The following is a 17,873-nucleotide window of genomic DNA, read 5'->3' on the forward strand; positions in this document are numbered from 1 at the left end:
GCCTTGACGCCGTGGCAGATCCAGTGAGCTACCGCCCGGCGGCGGGGGCCATCCCCACCGAGCCGGGCGTGTACCGGTTCCGGGACCCGTCCGGGCAGGTGATCTACGTCGGCAAGGCGAAGAATCTCCGTGCTCGGCTGTCCAACTACTTCCAGGACCTCTACGCCCTCGCGCCGCGCACCAGGCTCATGGTGACAACGGCCTCCGCTGTGGAATGGACAGTGGTGGCCACCGAGGTCGAGGCGTTGCAGCTGGAGTTCAGCTGGATCAAAGAGTTCGACCCCAGGTTCAACGTCCGCTACCGCGACGACAAGAGCTACCCGATGTTGGCGGTGAGCCTGAACGAGGAATATCCGAGGCTCTTCGTCTACCGGGGGGCGCGGCGCAAGGGCGTGCGCTACTTCGGCCCGTATTCCCATGTGTGGGCGATCCGCAACACCGTCGATCTGCTGACCAAGGTGTTCCCGGCGCGGACGTGCTCCAACGGCGTGTTCAAGCGGCACGGCCAAATCGGGAGACCGTGCCTTCTCGGCTACATCGACAAATGTTCCGCGCCGTGTGTCGGCGCGGTCAGCGCCGCCGAGCACCGGCGGATCGTCCAGTCGTTCTGCGAGTTCCTCGCGGGGGGAGCGGACAACTTGGTGCGCGAGACCCGCAAGCGGATGTTGGCCGCCGCCGAGGCGCTCGACTTCGAGGCCGCCGCCCGGTTGCGCGACGAGCTGGCCGCTTTGGACAAGGCGCTGGAGCATCAGACCGTGGTGCTCGCCGACGGCTCGGACGCGGATGTGGTGGCCTTCGACTACGACGAGTTGGAAGTGGCGGTGCAGGTGTTCCAAGTGCGCGAGGGCCGAGTCCGAGGCCAACGCGGCTGGGTGGTGGACAACGCCTATTCGCCGGGGCCGCACGGGGACCGGACCCGAGACGGCCGCGGCTGGGAAGCCGCCAGCCGTCGCGAAATGGTGGAGGAGTTCCTTTTGCAGTTCTACGGCGACCTCGCCGAACTCGAATCGGTGGCTGACAGGTTCGGCCAGTCCGATCGGATGTCCGCGGTGCCGAAAGAAGTGCTCGTCCCCGAGCTTCCGGACGACGTCGAAGGTTTCGCCACCTGGCTCTCCACCTTGCGGGGCACGCCAGTGGCCTTGCGGGTGCCGCGGCGGGGGGACAAACGCAAGCTCATGGAGACGGTCGCCCGCAACGCCCATGAGACCCTCGCCCAGCACAAGCTGCGCCGCAGCGGCGACTTCACGGAGCGCTCCGCCGCGTTGCAGGAGATTTACGAGGCGTTCGACCTGCCCGCGCCCCCGATCCGGATCGAATGCGTCGACGTCTCCCACGTCCAGGGCACCGATGTGGTCGCCTCGCTCGTGGTGTTCGACGACGGCTTGCCCAAGAAGGCCGACTACCGGCATTACACGATCAAAGGCGCAATGGGCGCGGACGGGGCGCCGCAGAACGACGACACCAGGAGCGTCGCCGAAGTCATCGCTCGCCGTTTCGCCAAACGAGGGGACCGCCCAGACCCGGGCCTGCTGGTCATTGACGGCGGGCAGCCCCAGGTCAGGGCGGCGCACAAGGCGCTCGTCGAGCTGGGGGCCGCCGATATCCCCGTGGTCGGGCTCGCGAAACGGCTCGAAGAGCTGTGGCTGCCGGACGACGACGATCCGGTGATCCTGCCCCGCCGAAGCCCCGGCCTGTTCCTCTTGCAGCGGGTCCGCGACGAGGCGCACCGTTTCGCGATCGCCCACCACCGCAAGAAGCGCTCCAAACGCATGACCGTCTCCGCCCTGGACGAGGTGAAAGGCCTCGGCGAGCGCAGGCGCGCCCAGTTGGTCAAGCATTTCGGCTCGGTGCGCAAGCTCGCAGACGCGAGCGCGGACGAGATCGCCGCGCTGCCGGGGTTCGGCCCCGTGCTCGCCGAGTCCGTCGTGACGGCGTTGGCCGCATGCCAAACCCCACCGCAGGAGGCTTCCGCGTGACAGAACCAGAAACACCGCAGAGCGGCTCGGAACCGCAGGAGGCGACCGGCGACGTGGCGCCGCCCGGCGGCGTGGGCCAGCCCGGGACTGGCCGGGCCGCGATCGAAGTGCTGTTCCTCACCGGTCTTTCCGGGGCGGGCTTGGGCACCGCCGCGAAGATCCTCGAAGACGTGGGTTGGTATGTGGCGGACAACCTGCCGCCGCAGCTGGTGACCCGCATGGTGGAGATCGGGCTCGACCCGCAGACCCAGATCCCCCGGCTCGCGGTCGTGGTGGACTCGCGGACCAGGGATTTCACCGGGGACATCCACGCGTTGCTGGCCGAGCTGCGCGCGCAGGGCCTCGATCCGAAGGTGTTGTTCCTCCAAGCCTCCGACGAAGTCCTCATCCGCCGGTTCGAGCAGGTGCGCCGCCGCCATCCCCTGCAAGGGCAGGACACCTTGGCGGAGGGGATCAAACGCGAGCGCGACCTCCTCGCCCCGCTCCTCGCGGAGGCCGATTCGGTGCTCGACACCTCGGTCTCGTCGGTCAAAGAGCTGCGCGACGTCGTGGAGCAAGAGTGGGGCGGGTCGGCCTCCCGGTCGAAGACGAGCGTGACCGTGCAGTCCTTCGGGTTCAAATACGGCCTGCCGCTCGACGCGAACATGGTCGCCGACGTGCGGTTTTTGCCGAATCCGCATTGGGTGCGGCATTTGCGGGACAAAACCGGGCTCACGCCGGAAGTCTCGGAGTACGTGCTCAGCGCGCCGGGGGCGAAAGAGTACCTGCGCGTCTACCATGAGCTGCTGCGCCTGATGCTCACCAGCTACCGCAAAGAGGCGAAGCGCTACATGACGATCGCGGTCGGCTGCACCGGGGGCAAACACCGCAGCGTCGCGATGGCGGTGGCGCTCGGGGCGCTCATCGGCCAAGACCAGCAGCTGACGGTCCGTGTCATCCACCGAGACCTGGGGTTGGAGTGATGGCGCGCCGCGCGGCGGGAAGATTCGCCGTCGCCGCGCTCGGCGGCGGGCATGGCCTGTTCGCGACGCTCTCCGCGGTGCGGCGGCTCACCCCGGACGTGACGGCGGTGGTGACGGTGGCCGACGACGGCGGCTCCTCGGGGAGGCTGCGCCAAGAGCTCGACGTGATCCCGCCGGGCGATCTGCGGATGGCGTTGGTCGCGCTCACCCCGGACGACGGCGACGCGGGCATGTGGGCGCAGGTGCTGCAGCACCGGTTCGGCGGAGTCGGGGCCCTCGCCGGGCATCCCGTGGGCAACCTGTTGCTCGCCGGGCTCGCCGAAGTGCTCGGCGACCCGGTGGCGGCGTTGGACGCGATGGTCCGGACTTTCGGCGCGCAGGGCCGGGTGCTGCCCATGTCCGCGGTTCCCCTGGAGATCGAAGCGGAAGTTTCTGGCATCGAGGACGATCCTCGCCTGATCCGAAGAATCCGAGGCCAGGTTGCGGTTGCGACCACACCGGGTAAGGTGCGGCGGGTGAGGCTGTTGCCAACGGAGCCGCCGGCCTGCGCGGCGGCGGTCGGAGCGATTATGCGGGCCGACCTGGTCGTGTTGGGGCCGGGGTCATGGTTCTCCAGCGTCATCCCGCATGTGCTCGTGCCGGAGCAGTTGCAGGCTTTGACGGCGACCGACGCCCGGAAAGTCCTCGTGTTGAACCTCGCGCCGGAGCCGGGCGAGACGGCGGGTTTTTCCACCGAGCGGCACTTGCATGTACTCTCGCAGCACGCTCCGGGGCTTCGTGTGGACCATATTGTGGTCGATGCGGCCTCGGTGCCGGACGGAGCAGACCGGGAACAGCTCGTCCGGGCGGCGGACAGGTTCGGGGCGAGCCCGACTTTCGCGCGAGTGGCGATCCCTGGAACGCATCAGCACGACCCGGAGGCGCTGGCTGGCGTGCTCAAGGACTTGGTAGGCCAGGACGTGCCTGGGCAAGAGGATGGTGGTCGATGACCAATGGCATGACGACGGAGATGAAGGACGAGCTGTGCTTGGTCCCGCCGGGCGCGCTGTCGGCGCGCAAGGCAGAGGTGGCCGCTGTGCTCAGGTTCGGCGGGGGGTTGCAGATCTTGTCCGGCAGGATCGTGGTGGGCGCGGAGCTCGACCACGCCGGCGCCGCGAAACGGCTTCGGGTCGGTTTGCACGAACTCCACGGGTCGACCAGCGGGGTGCATGTCTTGCCGCCGGGGGGCTCCCACAAGTACCACCGTTACGTGGTGCGGGTGACGCGGGGCGGGGAGATGCTGGCCCGGCAGACCGGCATGATCGACGGCCAGGGCCGCCCGGTGGTGGGGTTGCCCGCCGCTGTGGTCAACGGGAGCTTGGAAGACGTGGAAGGGGCGTGGCGGGGCGCGTTCCTCGCGAGCGGCATGCTCGCCGCGCCGAGCCGCACTGCCGCGCTGGAGGTGGTCGCGCCCAGTCCGCTTGCCGCGCTGGCGCTGGTCGGCGCGGCGCGAAGGCTCGGTGTTCCGGCGAAATCCCGTGAGTTGCGCGGCCAAGACCGGGTCGTGGTGCGCGACGCGGAGGCGATCGGCGAGCTGCTCACTCGGATGGGCGCGAAGAACAGTTGGAAGGTGTGGGAGGAGCACCGCCAGCAACGCCAGGTCCGCGCGGCCCCCCAACGCCTCGCCAACTTCGACGACGCCAACCTGCGCCGGTCGGCCCGCGCCGCGCTCGCCTCGGCGGCCAGGGTGGGCCGCGCCATTGAGATCCTCGGCGACGAGGTGCCCGAGCATCTGCTGGTCGCCGGGCGGTTGCGCATGGCGCACAAGGAGGTCTCGCTCGAACAGCTGGGCTCCCTCGCCGATCCGCCCATGACGAAAGACGCCATTGCGGGACGCATCCGCAGACTTTTGTCGATGGCGGACAAAGTCGCCGCGCTCCGGGGGGTCCCCGACACCGAGTCGGCGGTCTCCTCGGACCTTTTGGACGACGACGAGTGAGGGTTCGGAGCGCCTGCGCGGCGATCCTCTGCGCCGCTCTGCTCCTCGCGGGTCTGCCGTCCGCCGCCGCGCGGGCCGCGCTCGTGGACTCCGAGCCGCAGAAGATCATCATCATCGACACCGACTTCGCCACCATGCTGGACGACGGGCAAGTGGTGTCGATGGCCGCGCAGCTGCACGCCGAGGGGCAGATCGACCTGCTCGGCGTCACCGTGGTCACCGGCGACGAGTGGCGCGACCAGGAGGTCGCCGAGGCAGTCAGGGCGACCGAGCGGCTTGGCGTCGGCGACCCGGGGCCTTGTCGGCGCGTTCCGGCGGACTTCGCGGTCGGGGTGTATCCGGGCGCGGACTACCCCCTCGACCACGGGCCCGCGGCCGTCAAAGCCGACGCGGCGGCGCTCGCGACCGGGGACGGCTTCACCGGGGCGTGGGGCACGAAGAAGCCGGTGTCGCGGGCGGACCTCGTGGCGCCGCCGGACGGATTCGCGACGTGCGCGAGGCCGCGCGCCCAGCGGGCCGTCGATTTCATGGCGGACCAGCTGCGCGCCTTCCCGCACGAGATCACGATTGTCGCCATCGGGCCGTTGACCGACCTGGCCCTGTTGGCCAAGGAGCATCCGGACGCGGTCGGGCTCGTCAAACGGATCGTCATCATGGGCGGGGCGTTCGACGTGCCGGGGAACTCCACGGCGAAGGCGGAGCTGAACTGGTGGTTCGACCCGAAAGCTGCGGACGAGGTGCTGAAGCTGCCGGTCGAAGAAGTCGTGACCCCGTTGGACTTGAGCAACACCGTGCCCCTCGACGACGCGCTGTACCGGCGCATCGCGTTCCCGCCGAGCCCGACGCCCGTCACCGGCCTGTACCGCGACATCGTCGGAGCCGGTCTCGACGGCAAGGGCGGCTTTGACCGGGACCCGGACTACACCCAGCCGCTCTGGGACGAGCTGGCGTTCGCGTACGCCGTCGATCCGGGTTTCGCCACCGAGTCCCGCGTGGTGTGGCCGACGGTGCGCGCCCAGCTCGGCGAAAACGACGGCAGCGTGTCCTACGCCCCTGCCCCGAAGCCGGGGCGGCGCCCGGTGACTGTCATCACCAAATTCGACAACCCGCGCTTTGACGACTGGTATGTGGACCTCATGACCAGGCCCGTGCCCGTGAGAAGGCAGGGGGCGTCGCGCCTGGCTCAGGGAAACCACTAGGCTGATCTCTGCAACAGCACAACTGACTTGACGAAGGAGTTCGCACGGTGGCTATTCGAGTAGGCGTCAACGGTTTCGGACGGATCGGCCGGAACTTCTTCCGGGCGGCGCACGCGGCGAAAGCGGCCGGGCGGGCGGACTTCGAGATCGTCGCGGTCAACGACCTGAGCGATCCCGCGAACCTCGCCCACCTGTTGAAATACGACTCCATCCTGCGCCGCTTCCCCGAGGAGGTCTCGGTCGACGGCCAGGACATCCTCGTCGGCAGCCAGAAGATCCGCGCCCTCGCGGTCAAGGAGGGCCCCGCAGCCCTGCCCTGGGGCGATTTGGGCGTCGACGTGGTCGTCGAGTCCACCGGCATCTTCACCGACGCCGCGAAGGCGAAGGGCCACCTCGACGCCGGCGCGAAGAAGGTCGTCATCTCCGCTCCCGCCACCGGCGAGGACCTGACGGTCGTGCTCGGTGCCAACGAGGACAAGTACGACGGCAGCCAGAAGATCATCTCCAACGCTTCCTGCACCACGAACTCCATCGCCCCGGTGCTCAAGGTGATCGACGAGGCGTTCGGCATCGTCCGGGGCGGGCTCACCACCGTGCACGCGTACACCCAGGACCAGAACCTGCAGGACGGCCCGCACAAGGACCTGCGCCGCGCCCGCGCCGCCGCGCTCAACATCGTCCCGACCTCGACCGGGGCGGCGAAGGCCATCGGCCTCGTGCTGCCGCAGCTGGTGGGCAAGCTCGACGGCTACGCCCTGCGCGTGCCCACGCCGACCGGGTCGATCTCCGACCTCACGTTGGACGTCGAGAAGGAGGCCACCGCCGACGCGGTGAACGCGGCGGTGAAGGCCGCCGCGGAGGGGCCGTTGCAGGGCATCCTCAAGTACTCGACCGACCCGATCGTCTCCGGCGACATCATCGGCGACCCGCATTCGAGCATCTTCGACGCGCCGCTCACCAAGGTCATCTCCGGCCAGATCAAGGTCGCGGCCTGGTATGACAACGAATGGGGCTACTCCTCCAGGCTCGTGGACCTCATCACGCTGATCGGCAAGTCCCTCTAAGGCGCGGGTCACTGCTCATGGCGATTTCCACCCTCGACGATCTGCTCGCCGCTGGCGTCTCCGGGCGTGGCGTGTTGGTCCGCTCCGATCTCAACGTGCCGCTCGACGGCTCGAAGATCACCGATCCCGGCCGTATCGCGGCTTCGGTCCCGACGCTCAAGAAGCTGGCCGAGGCTGGCGCGAAAGTCGTGGTCGCCGCGCATTTGGGCAGGCCGGACGGCGCCCCGGACCCGAAATACTCGCTCGGCCCGGTGGCCGCCGAACTCGCCGAGCGCTTGGGCAGGCATGTCCAGCTCGCGGGAGACGTGGTCGGCCAGGACGCCCTCGCCCGCTCGGAGGGGCTCACCTCTGGCGATGTGCTCTTGTTGGAGAACGTTCGTTTCGACCCTCGTGAGACCAGCAAGGACGACAGCGCGCGCCAGTCGCTCGCCCGCGATCTGGTGGAGCTGGTCGGCGAGGACGGGGCGTTCGTCTCCGACGGCTTCGGCGTGGTGCATCGCAAACAAGCCTCGGTCTACGACGTGGCGACGCTCCTCCCCGCGTACGCGGGCGACCTCGTCGCCGCCGAGGCCGCAGTGCTGCGGCGGCTCACCGAGTCCCCGGAGCGGCCCTACGCCGTCGTGCTCGGCGGCTCGAAGGTCTCCGACAAACTGGCCGTGATCGAACATCTGGCCCCGCGGGTGGACACGTTGGTGATCGGCGGCGGCATGGCGTTCACCTTCCTCCTCGCCCAGGGGCACTCGGTCGGGGGCTCCCTGGTGCAGGAAGACCAGGTCGAAAACGCGAAGAGCCTCTTGCAGCGGTACGGCTCGGTCCTCAAACTCCCGTTGGACGTGGTGGTCGCGGACACGTTCGCGGCGGACGCGCAGACGCAGACCGTCGCGGCGGACGCGATCCCGGACGGCTGGATGGGTTTGGACGTCGGCCCGGCTTCGCACCGGCACTTCCGCCAAGCGCTTTCCGACGCGAAGACAATCTTCTGGAACGGCCCGCTCGGCGTGTTCGAGTTCCCGGCCTTCGCCTGGGGCACCAGGGCTCTCGCCGAGGCGATTGTCGAGGAGACTGCCAAGGGCGCGTTCAGCGTGGTCGGCGGCGGCGACTCGGCCGCGGCGGTTCGCACGTTGAAGCTGGGCGAAGACGACTTCTCGCACATCTCCACCGGCGGCGGCGCGTCCCTGGAATTCCTTGAGGGCAAAACCCTTCCCGGCATCGCCGTGCTCGACCGGTCAGGGCAGGAGCGATGACTTCCCCGTCACGCCAGCCCCTGATCGCGGGCAACTGGAAGATGAACCTGAATCATTTCGAGGCCATCGCCCTGGTGCAGAAACTGTGCCATGCCCTCAAGGCCGAGCATTTCGAGACGGTGCAGACATCGGTGCTCGTCCCGTTCACGGACATCAGGAGCGTCCAAGCAGTGGTGGAATCGGACGGCCTGCCGGTCGAATACGGCGCTCAGGACCTTTCGAAGCACGACGCGGGGGCCTACACCGGCGAAGTCTCCGGGGCGTTCCTCGCCAAACTCGGTTGCACGCAGGTCGTCGTCGGGCACTCCGAGCGCCGGGCCTACCACCACGAGACGGACGAGTTGGTCGCCGCGAAGGCCAAAGCGGCGCTCAAACATGGCCTGACCCCCATTGTCTGTGTCGGCGAAGGCGAGGACGTCCGGGAAGCGGGCAGGCACATTGCGCATTGCGACAGCCAATTGCGCGCCTCGCTCGCCGGGTTGTCCGAGGACGAGCTCGCCAAGGTTGTGATCGCCTACGAGCCTGTTTGGGCCATCGGCACCGGCCGGGTCGCGAGTCCGAAGGACGCCCAGGAGGTGTGCGGCGCGATGCGCAAGGCGCTCGCGGAGATCGGCGGCGACCACGTCGCCCGCGCGGCGCGTGTGCTGTACGGCGGTTCGGTGAACAAAGGCAACGCCGCTGAGCTGCTGGCAGAGCCTGACGTGGACGGGGCCTTGGTCGGCGGCGCTTCGCTCAAGGTCGAAGAGTTCGCGGCGATCGTCGCTTTCGCCGCATTGGCCGCGAAATCCTAGCCCGCCCGGCTGCTCACGCCGTGAGGAGTTTGGCGCGCAGCGCGGCGAGCACCTGCTCGTCCAGGCCCAGTCCGCGCCGCAGGTAGTCGTCCACAGTCCCGTAGTCGCGCTCGATTTGGGCGAGGCCGGCGCCGAAATAGTCGGAGCGCACCTCGAAGATCGGCGCTCGCGCGTTCGCGGCCGCCATGCCTTCCTTCTCCTGGGTTTGCTCCCAGCGGCGATGGTTGATCTCGGCCAGGAACGCATTGCTGAGCAGGTAGTCCGCGACGATGTCGGACTCGCGCACGCCCGCGATGGCCAGGAGCATGGCCGCGGTCCAGCCGCTGCGGTCTTTGCCGTAGGAGCAGTGGAAGATGACCGGGCCTTCGGCTTTGGCGAACGAATGGAACACGGCACGGAACTGGTCGCGTTGCTCCGGGTCGGCCACAAAACCACGATTGAGCCTGCGCAGCGACTCGCGGGCTTCGTCGGGGTCCGGGATGTGCCCGTAGACCGCCTGCTCGGCCTGGGTCCCCGCGCCCAGAACGCTGATGTGCTCATAACGCGCCCCAGGCGGCACCCGGTCCGGCCGGTTCTGCGCTTCCCAAGGCGTGCGCAAGTCCACGACCAGCGAGACGGGCAGCTCGGCGAGGCGCGCGCCGTCGGTGTCGTCGGGGTCGAGGGTGCCGGACCGGAAGAATTGTCTCGCGCGCAGCGGGGTCCCGCCGTGGCCCAGGAGCGGGCGGGGATGCCCGGCCGCGTCTCGGAAATTCACCACGCTCGGAATGTCCAGTCCGCTCGGCGCGGAACGGTCGGACGCTTCGACTGTCATGTCGGTCACGATAGCGGAAGAATATTGCGGCCGGGTGTCCCCCCGCTCAAGGGGTTCGCCCATCGCGCGCCGAAGGGCGGAAGCCGCCGACGATTACCGTTGTCCGGTCTTGATGGATTAGACTTGCCCGCCGTGAGGTTAACGCTTGAGATCACGATTATCGTGACCAGCTTGCTGCTGGTTCTCCTTGTGCTGCTGCACCGGGGGAAGGGCGGCGGCCTGTCCTCCCTCTTCGGCGGCGGCGTGCAGTCGAGCCTCGCCGGCTCGACCCAGGCCGAGCGCAACCTGAACAGGATCACTGTTTTCGTGTCCCTGGTCTGGCTCATCGCCATCGTGGGCATCGGCTATCAGATCAAGCTCAAGACCGAGCAAGACGAGCGCCGGGCCAACGATTCGAGCTTCTCCGACATGGGCGGGGGGCTTGGCGGCCCCGGTGGCGGGGCGCCCAACGTCCCGCCGGTGATCCCCGCCCCGGCGAGTCAAGCCCCGGCGCCCGCGAGCCCTGCTCCTGCCGCCCCGGCGAGTCAAGCCCCTGCGCCCGCGACGCCTGCCCCGGCAACGCGCTGAACGTAGGGCTCGCACTCTCGCGAAGATCAGGGAATACTGGGTTCTGTGACTGACGCGGTATCACTCTTCGACCCGAACGATCCCGAGAGGGTCGCGACCGAACCGCTCCGGGAGGACATCCGTCTTCTGGGGCGTGTGCTCGGCGAGATCATTTGCGAGCAGTCCGGGCAGCATGTGTTCGACCTTGTCGAGCACGCCCGCACCGAGTCGTTCCGAGTTCGCCGCTCGGAGATCGACCGCGCCGAGCTGGCGGACTTCTTCGCCGATGTGGGCGTGGACGAGGCAATCCCCGTGGTTCGGGCGTTCTGCCAGTTCTTGCTGCTCGCGAACCTCGCCGAGGACATCCACACCGAACGGCGAAGGCGTGTGCACGTCCAATCGGGCGAGGCCGCGCCGGACAGCACCCTCGCCGCGACGTGGCGCAAGCTCGACGAGTCCCGGCCGGACCCGGACCGTGTGGCGGCGGCGCTCGCCGACGCGCTGGTCGCTCCAGTCATCACCGCGCACCCCACCGAGACGCGCCGCCGCAGCGTCTTCGAGGCGCAAGGCCGCATCACCGAGCTCATGCGCTACCTGGACCGCACCGCCCTGGACGAGACGGAGCGCGACGAGGTTGTCGAGGAGCTGCGACGGCATGTGACCGCGCTCTGGCAAACCGCCATCACGCGGCTGTCGAGGGTGCGGATTCAAGACGAGATCGAGATGGGCCTGCGGTATTACCAAGCGTCCTTGTTGGAGATGATCCCGAAGCTCAACCTCGAGGTGGACCGGCAGCTGCGCGAGCGTTGGCCCGAGGCGCGGCCCGCTTCGGCGCCGCCCGTCGTGCGGCCCGGCTCGTGGATCGGCGGGGACCGGGACGGCAACCCGAACGTCGACGCGTCGGTGGTCGAGCGGGCGAGCCGCCGAGCCTCCGCCGTCGTCTTGGAGCATTACCTCGCCGAACTCGCCCTCCTGCAGAACGAGCTTTCGATGTCCCGCCGCCTCGTCGAGGTGGACGACGCGGTGCGGCAGCTCGCCGCCCAGGCCGGGCCGTCGGCCGAGTGGCGGGCGGACGAGCCGTACCGGCAGGCGCTCTCCTGGTTGCGCGCCCGGCTGTCCTCGACCGCGGCCGCCGTTGCCCCCGGTTTGGTCGAGGGAGCCTCGGACCCGGAAGGAGCCCCGGCGTATCCGAAGCCGGAGGCGTTCCTCGCCGATCTCGACGTGATCGACTCGTCGTTGCGCGCGCACCACGGCGCCGCCCTGGCCGAGGGGCGCCTCGCCGCCGTCCGCGCGGCGGTGTCGAGTTTCGGCTTCCACTTGCAGAGCCTCGACCTGCGGCAGAACTCGGAAGTGCACGAGCAGGTGGTGGCCGAATTGTTGGCGTGGGCTGGCGCGTGCCGTGAGTACACGTCCCTCGCCGAGGACGAGAAGGTGCGCCTCTTGACCGCGGAGCTGTCCACCCGCCGCCCCCTCGTCGGGCCACGAGCGGCCTTCAGCGAGGTCACCGCCAGGGAACTCGGGATCAACGCCGTCGCCGCGAAGATCATCGCCGAGCTGGGGCCCGCGGCCATCCCGAACTACATCATCAGCATGTGCACATCGGTGAGCGACATGCTCGAAGTGCTGCTGCTGCTCAAAGAGGCGGGCGTCTACGACCCTGGCGCGGGCGCCGAGCCGCCGAGCTGCCCGATCAACGTGATACCGCTGTTCGAGACCATTGAAGACCTGCGCCAGTCCGCGGCCACGCTCGTCGCGACGCTGAGCGTGCCGCTGTACCGCGACCTCGTGGCGGGCAAAGGCATGGCGCAAGAGGTCATGCTGGGGTACTCGGACTCCAACAAGGACGGCGGCTACCTCGCCGCGAACTGGGCCCTGTACCGGGCCGAACTCGACCTCGTGGAGGCTGCGAAGCAGACCGGGGTCCGGTTGCGGCTCTTCCACGGCAGGGGCGGCACCGTCGGACGGGGCGGCGGCCCCAGTTACAGCGCCATCCTCGCCCAACCGCCCGGCGCGGTGGCGGGATCGCTGCGGCTGACCGAGCAGGGCGAGATCATCGCCGCCAAGTACGCGGAGCCCCGGCGGGCCTATCGGAACCTTGAGATCCTGGTCGCCGCCACATTGGAGGCCTCGCTTTTGGACACCGAGGGCCTCGGCGAGCAGGCGGAGGAGGTGTACGCGCTCTTCGACGACTTGGCGGAGCGGGCTCGGGTCGCGTACAGCGCGCTCGTGCATGAGACCCCTGGTTTTGTGGAGTACTTCCTCGCCTCCACCCCGGTGTCGGAGATCGGCGCGCTCAACATCGGTTCGCGCCCCGCCTCGCGCAAACCCACCGCGTCGATCCGAGACCTCCGGGCGATCCCGTGGGTGCTGGCCTGGTCGCAGTCGAGGGTGATGCTGCCCGGCTGGTACGGCGTCGGCACGGCGTTCGAGCAGTGGGCGGGGGACGACCCGGCCAAGCTCGCCGTGCTGCGCGATTTGAACGAGCGGTGGCCGTTCTTCCGCGCGGTGCTCTCGAACCTCGCGCAGGTGCTCGCGAAATCCGACCTCGGCCTCGCGTCTCGTTACGCGGAGCTGGTGCCCGACGCCCGTGTGCGCGAGCAGGTTTTCGGCGCGATCTGCGCCGAGCACGCCCGCACGCTCAAGATGCATGCCGCGATCACCGGCACGGACGATCTTTTGGCGGACAACGCGGCGCTCAAACGCTCGGTGTACAACCGGTTCCCGTATCTTGAGCCCTTGAACCATCTGCAAGTCGAGTTCTTGCGCCGGTATCGGGCCGGGGACCAGTCCGACCGGGTGCGCCTGGGCATCCACCTGACGATGAACGGTCTGGCCACCGCGCTGCGCAACAGCGGGTGAGGGCCGGCCCGCCCGCGCGAGCCCGTGCCGCCATATCGCCGACTTCGGCGATATGGAACCGGTGGCCTCTGCGATGCGTCTAAACTCGCAGACAGTGCAGAACACCTGACGGAGGCCGAGGAGCAGTATGCAGCCGCTGGAAAATTACAGCGACCCGGAGTCCTGGCTCGCGGACTTGAAGACAGAGCTCTCGAATCTGCAAGAGCAAGGCCAACGGGCCAATGAGGCTCTGCAACAAGCGCAGGGCACGGGCACGGCGGCCAACGGCGACGTGACTGTCGTGGTCGGGCAGAGCGGCCAGGTCCAGTCGCTGAAGCTGAACGACAAGGCGTTGCATCTCGGTCCGACCAAGCTCTCGGAGGCGATCCTCACCGCGCTGCGCAAGGCGCAGAACAACGCCATCGACGCGGCGCGCGACGCGGTCGCCGGGCTGATCGGGGAAGAGAAAGCCCACGAGTTCCTGGACCGCTACCGGCTGCCGGACGACGAGGAAGACCTGAGCCCGCCCGACGCCCGCCTCGCGGCGGGGGACGACCTCGAGGACCGCCCGAGCGCCTCGTGGGTGCGCAAAGACGACGGACACAAGCGATGGTGACGCACTGCCCGTGCGTCGCCGAAGAAAGGGAGAATATGGGCTTCGACATCAACCCGGACGGCATCCGGGGCAACGCGGACAGCCTGCGGGGCATCTGTGAACAGTTCGGCTCCATCGGCGAATCGGGCAAGAACACCGAGCTCGGCTGGGATGTGTTCGGCCTCCTCGGCAGGCCGTTCGCCTGGGGGCTCGGCTACGCGACCAAAGCTGCCGGAAGCGGCATCGAGGCGTACGGGCAGATCATCGGCCACACCGCCGAGCAGCTCGACCACGCCGCCGATCACATCGCCGCGCGCGATCAAGAGGCCTCGGACTACCTGGCGCAGTGACGTTCGGCGCGCTCGCCTAATCTGAGTGGAATGAAAGCCGACCCTCAGGCGCAGCGCGGGTTGCTCGAACTCGCCGCGCTCGACACACAAGTGCGCCAGCTGACCCACCGTTTGCGCGCCCTTCCCGAAGCGGAACGCCTCGCCGCCGCCACGTCGGCCGCCCGGACCGCGGCCGACGAAGCCTCTGTGATCGCCATGCGGATCGAAGACGTGGAGCGCGAAATCGCCAAACGCGAAGGGGATGTGGACGCGGTGCGGCAACGCGAGGAGCGCGACGAGCAGTTGCTCAAATCCGGCGCTTTGGACTCCCGCGTGCAGAACGACGTCCAGCATGAGCTCGGCAGCTTGCGCAAACGCCAGGCGGCGTTCGAGGACGAGCTGCTCGGGTTCATGGAGCAGCGCGAACAAGAGCTCGCGGTGCTCGCGCGGGCTCAGGAGCGCAGGGCCGAGGCTCAGGCGGCGGCCCAGGCCGCGCGCGCGGCGCTGTCGGAAGCAGAATCGCAGGTCAAAGAGCAGCTTCAGGCCGCGGAGTCCTCGCGCGAAGCGCGTGCCGCCCAGATTCCCGGGGAGCTGCTGGCGCTCTACGAGCGGTTGCGCGCGCGCGGGACCGCCGCTGGGCGGTTGGACGGGCGCAAATGCGGCGCGTGCCGGTTGGAGCTCACCGTGTCGCAGATGGCGGAAATGTCCGCCGCCGCCCCTGACGAGGTGCTGCGGTGCCCAGAATGCGACGCGATCCTCATCAGGGTGGGGGCGTAGTCGATCGCGGCCAGGCAGGCGCGGCGGACGTCTTCGGAAAGGCGAATGTGACATGAGAGTGGTGATCGAGGCGGACGGCGGTTCTCGGGGCAATCCTGGGCCCGCCGCGTTCGGCGCGGTCGTGCTCGACGGGGATCGGGTGCTCGCGCAACGGGCCGAGCAGATCGGCCACGCCACGAACAACGTCGCCGAGTACCGGGGGCTGATCGCGGGGTTGGAGGCCGCCAAGGAGCTCGGCGCGAGCGAAGTCCTGGTCCGAATGGATTCGAAGCTGGTCGTGGAACAGATGTCGGGCCGCTGGAAGGTCAAGCACGAAGGCATGCGCGAGCTCGCGAGCCGGGCGGCCGCTTTGTCCCGCGCGTTCGACGCGGTGCGCTACACCTGGGTGCCTCGGGAACAGAACAAACGGGCCGACGCGCTGCTCAACGCGGTGCTCGACGGAAAAGAGATCAACACGGGCGGGGCCGCGCCGGTCGCGGCCCCGGAACCGGCGCCTGAAACGGCCCCGGCCGTCGCGCCGGGCGCCCAGCTGAGCTGGGCGCCGCCGAAGCCCGTGTCCACCAGGCTGCTCTTAGTCCGGCATGGCGAGACGGAGGCCTCGCGCGAGTTCCGCCAGTGCGGGAGGTCCGACCTCCCGCTGACCAAAGAGGGCCTGGCCCAGGCGCGCGCCGCTGCCCGCAGGCTCGGCGCGCGGGGCGCCATCACCCAGGTCTACTCCTCCCCGCTCAGCCGCGCCACGCAGACCGCGACGGCGGTGGCGGACGCGCTCGGTGTGCGTGTGCGCACCGATGACCGGCTCGTCGAGATGGACTTCGGCGAATGGGAGGGGCTGACCGGTCAGCAGATTCAGGACCGCGATCCTCGTCTGCGCGAGCAATGGCTCGCCGAGCCCGCGACGCCCGCGCCGGGCGGGGAGAGCTTCGCCCAGGCGGCGGCGCGGGTGGAGGCGTTCATCGCCGATGTGGTCAAGGAGCATCCTGGTGAGGAAATCGTCCTCGTCTCCCATGTGACCCCCATCAAACTCGTGCTCAAGGCCGCCCTTGGGTCCGGCTGGGAATTGTTGACGAGGCTCTTTCTCGACGTCGCTTCGTTGTCGGTTGTCGAGTTCGCGCCGGGCGGGCGCAGCTCGGTGCGCCTCGTCAACGATATTTCGCATTGGGACACTTCGCGTTGGGACCTTTCGCGTTGAGCAAGTCCCGCAATGGCGGCGCAGCTCGCCGCCGTGTCCGTGGCAGGCGCCGTCGGCGGGTATTCTGATTCTTGCGGCGAGCTGGCTAAGCGGCCGCGGCTTCGGAGACAGGCCCGCTGGTCGGGTCCAGTCCGAGGTCGAGGAAAGTCCGGACTCCACAGAGCAGGGTGGTTGCTAACGGCAACCCGAGGCGACTCGCGGGAAAGTGCCACAGAGAACAGACTGCCGGCGCATGGCTCGCCATGGGGCCGGTGAGGGTGAAACGGTGCGGTAAGAGCGCACCAGCGCTCCGGGCGACCGGGGCGGCTCGGTAAACCCCACCTGGAGCAAGGTCAAATGCCCGCACCCCCGTGGTGCGGGTGCGCAAGCGCATGAGGGCTGCTCGCCCGAGCTTGCGGGTGGACCGCATCAGGCGTCCGGCGACGGATGTCGCAGATGGATGGCCGCTCACGACAGAATCCGGCTTATCGGCCAGCTCGCCGCCCGCCGCTCGGCTTTGCGCCCCGGCGTCGGGCCAGCACGCACGCGGTGGCCGGGGGTCACTCCGTGAACTGTTGGAACCCGTCGCCGACGCCGGGGCCGATGGCCCCGAGGACCGTGTCGATGTTCGACCCGGTCTCCGTGCCGCAGGCGTTGCTCCCGACGATGGTCACCGATGTTGTGACGAGACCGACGATGCGGTCGCCCAAGAACACCGGCCCGCCGGAGTCGCCTTCTTTGGTGCAGAAGGTCGCCGCGTGCGCCCAGTCCTTGACTTCGGTGACCTCGCCGCAGGTCAAACCGGTTGTTCGGCCCACCTTGCAGACTTTGTCGCCGACTTCGGGCTCCCCGCCCACGTCGGCGACGTCTATGGTCCGGTCGCCGACGCGCACCTGCGAGCTCGGGATGACTTTCTCCTCGTTGAACTCGATGACCGCGTAATCGAGGTCTTCGACCCACGGGTGCGCCTCGTCCGCCACAGCGGGGTGGCTCATGTCGTGGTTGATTTTGACGATCTTTCCGATCATGCCGACCCCGGAGGAGTCTTCCGAGTACACGATTTTGCCGACCCGTGCGCAATGACCGGCGGTGAGCCCCACGAGACGCTGTTCGTTGTCGTAGCCGATGGCGGTGAGCGTGCATGCCTCTGCTGTGGTTTGCTCCCCGGGGGCGAGGGGGGCCGCGACGATCGCGAGCGGCGCGCCCGGCGCGAGGACGATCGCGTCGGGCTCTGCCGATGCGGTCGGCGCGGGCAGGGCCGCGGCGGCGGCGAGGACCGCGGCTGGCAGCCAAGCGGCGAGGCGGTGCGGCATGGGGTGTCTCCGTTTCATGCTGTCAAGTGGCGGCGTGACCACAAACTGGGCTCAGGTTACCTGGCTCCTCTGAGCCTTCATTCCAGTTCTGCCGGAATGTGACGCCAGCGTGACGATTGCCGCGACACGCCGACGTGAACATGACGGAAGCATAAATATAAATCTTCGGACTTGACCAGACGCGGCGCGCCATGTGTAATCACATGTGTGTCATTTGAAAGCGAGGACGGCGTGAGCAACGCCGCAGCTCAAGATTGGACACCTGTTCAGCCACAATTAGAT

General features: G+C 68.7%; 15 protein-coding genes, 1 other RNA gene and 1 pseudogene. 15 read left to right on the top strand and 2 right to left on the bottom strand.

The features are described 5' to 3' along the window. The first annotated feature begins 11 nt into the window (after window positions 1-11). The 8 genes from uvrC to tpiA are packed head-to-tail and all read left to right on the top strand — an operon-like array spanning window position 12 to window position 9,214. A complete protein-coding gene (gene uvrC, locus SROT_RS03080; RefSeq protein WP_041406865.1) occupies window positions 12-1,976 on the top strand; it encodes an excinuclease ABC subunit UvrC in 1,965 nt (654 codons plus the stop codon). Beyond that, window positions 1,973-2,938, top strand: a complete 966-nt coding sequence (rapZ, locus tag SROT_RS03085; protein WP_013137550.1) for an RNase adapter RapZ — start codon at window positions 1,973-1,975, stop codon at window positions 2,936-2,938. Before uvrC ends, rapZ begins: the two co-directional genes overlap by 4 nt. Next, window positions 2,938-3,927: a gluconeogenesis factor YvcK family protein gene (locus SROT_RS03090; RefSeq protein ID WP_013137551.1), complete on the top strand. Its 990-nt coding sequence runs from the start codon at window positions 2,938-2,940 to the stop codon at window positions 3,925-3,927. The genes rapZ and SROT_RS03090 overlap by 1 nt, the downstream gene beginning before the upstream one ends. A gap of 8 nt (window positions 3,928-3,935) precedes the next feature. Further along, window positions 3,936-4,916 (top strand): DNA-binding protein WhiA, encoded by a 981-nt coding sequence (whiA, locus tag SROT_RS03095; RefSeq protein ID WP_041407614.1) that lies wholly within the window; start codon window positions 3,936-3,938, stop codon window positions 4,914-4,916. Beyond that, a complete protein-coding gene (locus tag SROT_RS03100) occupies window positions 4,913-6,115 on the top strand; it encodes a nucleoside hydrolase (protein ID WP_013137553.1) in 1,203 nt (400 codons plus the stop codon). Before whiA ends, SROT_RS03100 begins: the two co-directional genes overlap by 4 nt. 47 nt (window positions 6,116-6,162) lie before the next feature. Further along, a complete protein-coding gene (gene gap / locus SROT_RS03105; protein ID WP_013137554.1) occupies window positions 6,163-7,179 on the top strand; it encodes a type I glyceraldehyde-3-phosphate dehydrogenase in 1,017 nt (338 codons plus the stop codon). 17 nt (window positions 7,180-7,196) lie between these two features. After that, the gene (locus SROT_RS03110) at window positions 7,197-8,423 is read left to right on the top strand and encodes a phosphoglycerate kinase (RefSeq protein WP_013137555.1); all 1,227 of its coding nucleotides are present in this window, start codon (window positions 7,197-7,199) and stop codon (window positions 8,421-8,423) included. Continuing rightward, window positions 8,420-9,214: a triose-phosphate isomerase gene (tpiA, locus tag SROT_RS03115; protein WP_013137556.1), complete on the top strand. Its 795-nt coding sequence runs from the start codon at window positions 8,420-8,422 to the stop codon at window positions 9,212-9,214. The genes SROT_RS03110 and tpiA overlap by 4 nt, the downstream gene beginning before the upstream one ends. A gap of 13 nt (window positions 9,215-9,227) precedes the next feature. Here tpiA and SROT_RS03120 read toward each other — a convergent pair whose 3' ends face one another. Next, window positions 9,228-10,025, bottom strand: coding sequence for a tyrosine-protein phosphatase (locus SROT_RS03120; protein ID WP_245535346.1), 798 nt, complete (start codon window positions 10,023-10,025; stop codon window positions 9,228-9,230). A 132-nt stretch (window positions 10,026-10,157) separates the two neighbouring features. On the opposite strand from SROT_RS03120, the pseudogene secG reads away from it, so the two are divergent. The 7 genes and pseudogenes from secG to rnpB form a co-directional block, all read left to right on the top strand. Next, window positions 10,158-10,388: pseudogene (secG, locus tag SROT_RS16980) on the top strand (preprotein translocase subunit SecG); the annotation flags it as partial. Window positions 10,389-10,637: 249 nt separating this feature from the next. Further along, entirely contained in the window at window positions 10,638-13,430 is a 2,793-nt protein-coding gene (gene ppc, locus SROT_RS03130) for a phosphoenolpyruvate carboxylase (RefSeq protein ID WP_013137559.1), read from the top strand. 127 nt (window positions 13,431-13,557) lie between these two features. Then, complete coding sequence (locus SROT_RS03135) at window positions 13,558-14,025, top strand: YbaB/EbfC family nucleoid-associated protein (RefSeq protein ID WP_013137560.1); 468 nt, start codon at window positions 13,558-13,560, stop codon at window positions 14,023-14,025. Between the two features lie 35 nt (window positions 14,026-14,060). Continuing rightward, entirely contained in the window at window positions 14,061-14,354 is a 294-nt protein-coding gene (locus SROT_RS03140; protein WP_041406867.1) for a hypothetical protein, read from the top strand. Window positions 14,355-14,384: 30 nt separating this feature from the next. Continuing rightward, window positions 14,385-15,110: a zinc ribbon domain-containing protein gene (locus tag SROT_RS03145; protein WP_013137562.1), complete on the top strand. Its 726-nt coding sequence runs from the start codon at window positions 14,385-14,387 to the stop codon at window positions 15,108-15,110. 52 nt (window positions 15,111-15,162) lie between these two features. Further along, window positions 15,163-16,299, top strand: coding sequence for a bifunctional RNase H/acid phosphatase (locus SROT_RS03150; protein ID WP_013137563.1), 1,137 nt, complete (start codon window positions 15,163-15,165; stop codon window positions 16,297-16,299). Between the two features lie 77 nt (window positions 16,300-16,376). Further along, window positions 16,377-16,782: RNase P RNA component class A (gene rnpB / locus SROT_RS15865), an RNA gene on the top strand. 56 nt (window positions 16,783-16,838) lie between these two features. On the opposite strand, the gene SROT_RS03155 is transcribed toward rnpB, so the two are convergent. Next, complete coding sequence (locus tag SROT_RS03155; RefSeq protein WP_245535347.1) at window positions 16,839-17,609, bottom strand: S1 family peptidase; 771 nt, start codon at window positions 17,607-17,609, stop codon at window positions 16,839-16,841. Window positions 17,610-17,873 lie beyond the last annotated feature (264 nt).

It is taken from the genome of Segniliparus rotundus DSM 44985 (assembly GCF_000092825.1).
Taxonomy (GTDB): Bacteria; Actinomycetota; Actinomycetes; order Mycobacteriales; family Mycobacteriaceae; genus Segniliparus; species Segniliparus rotundus.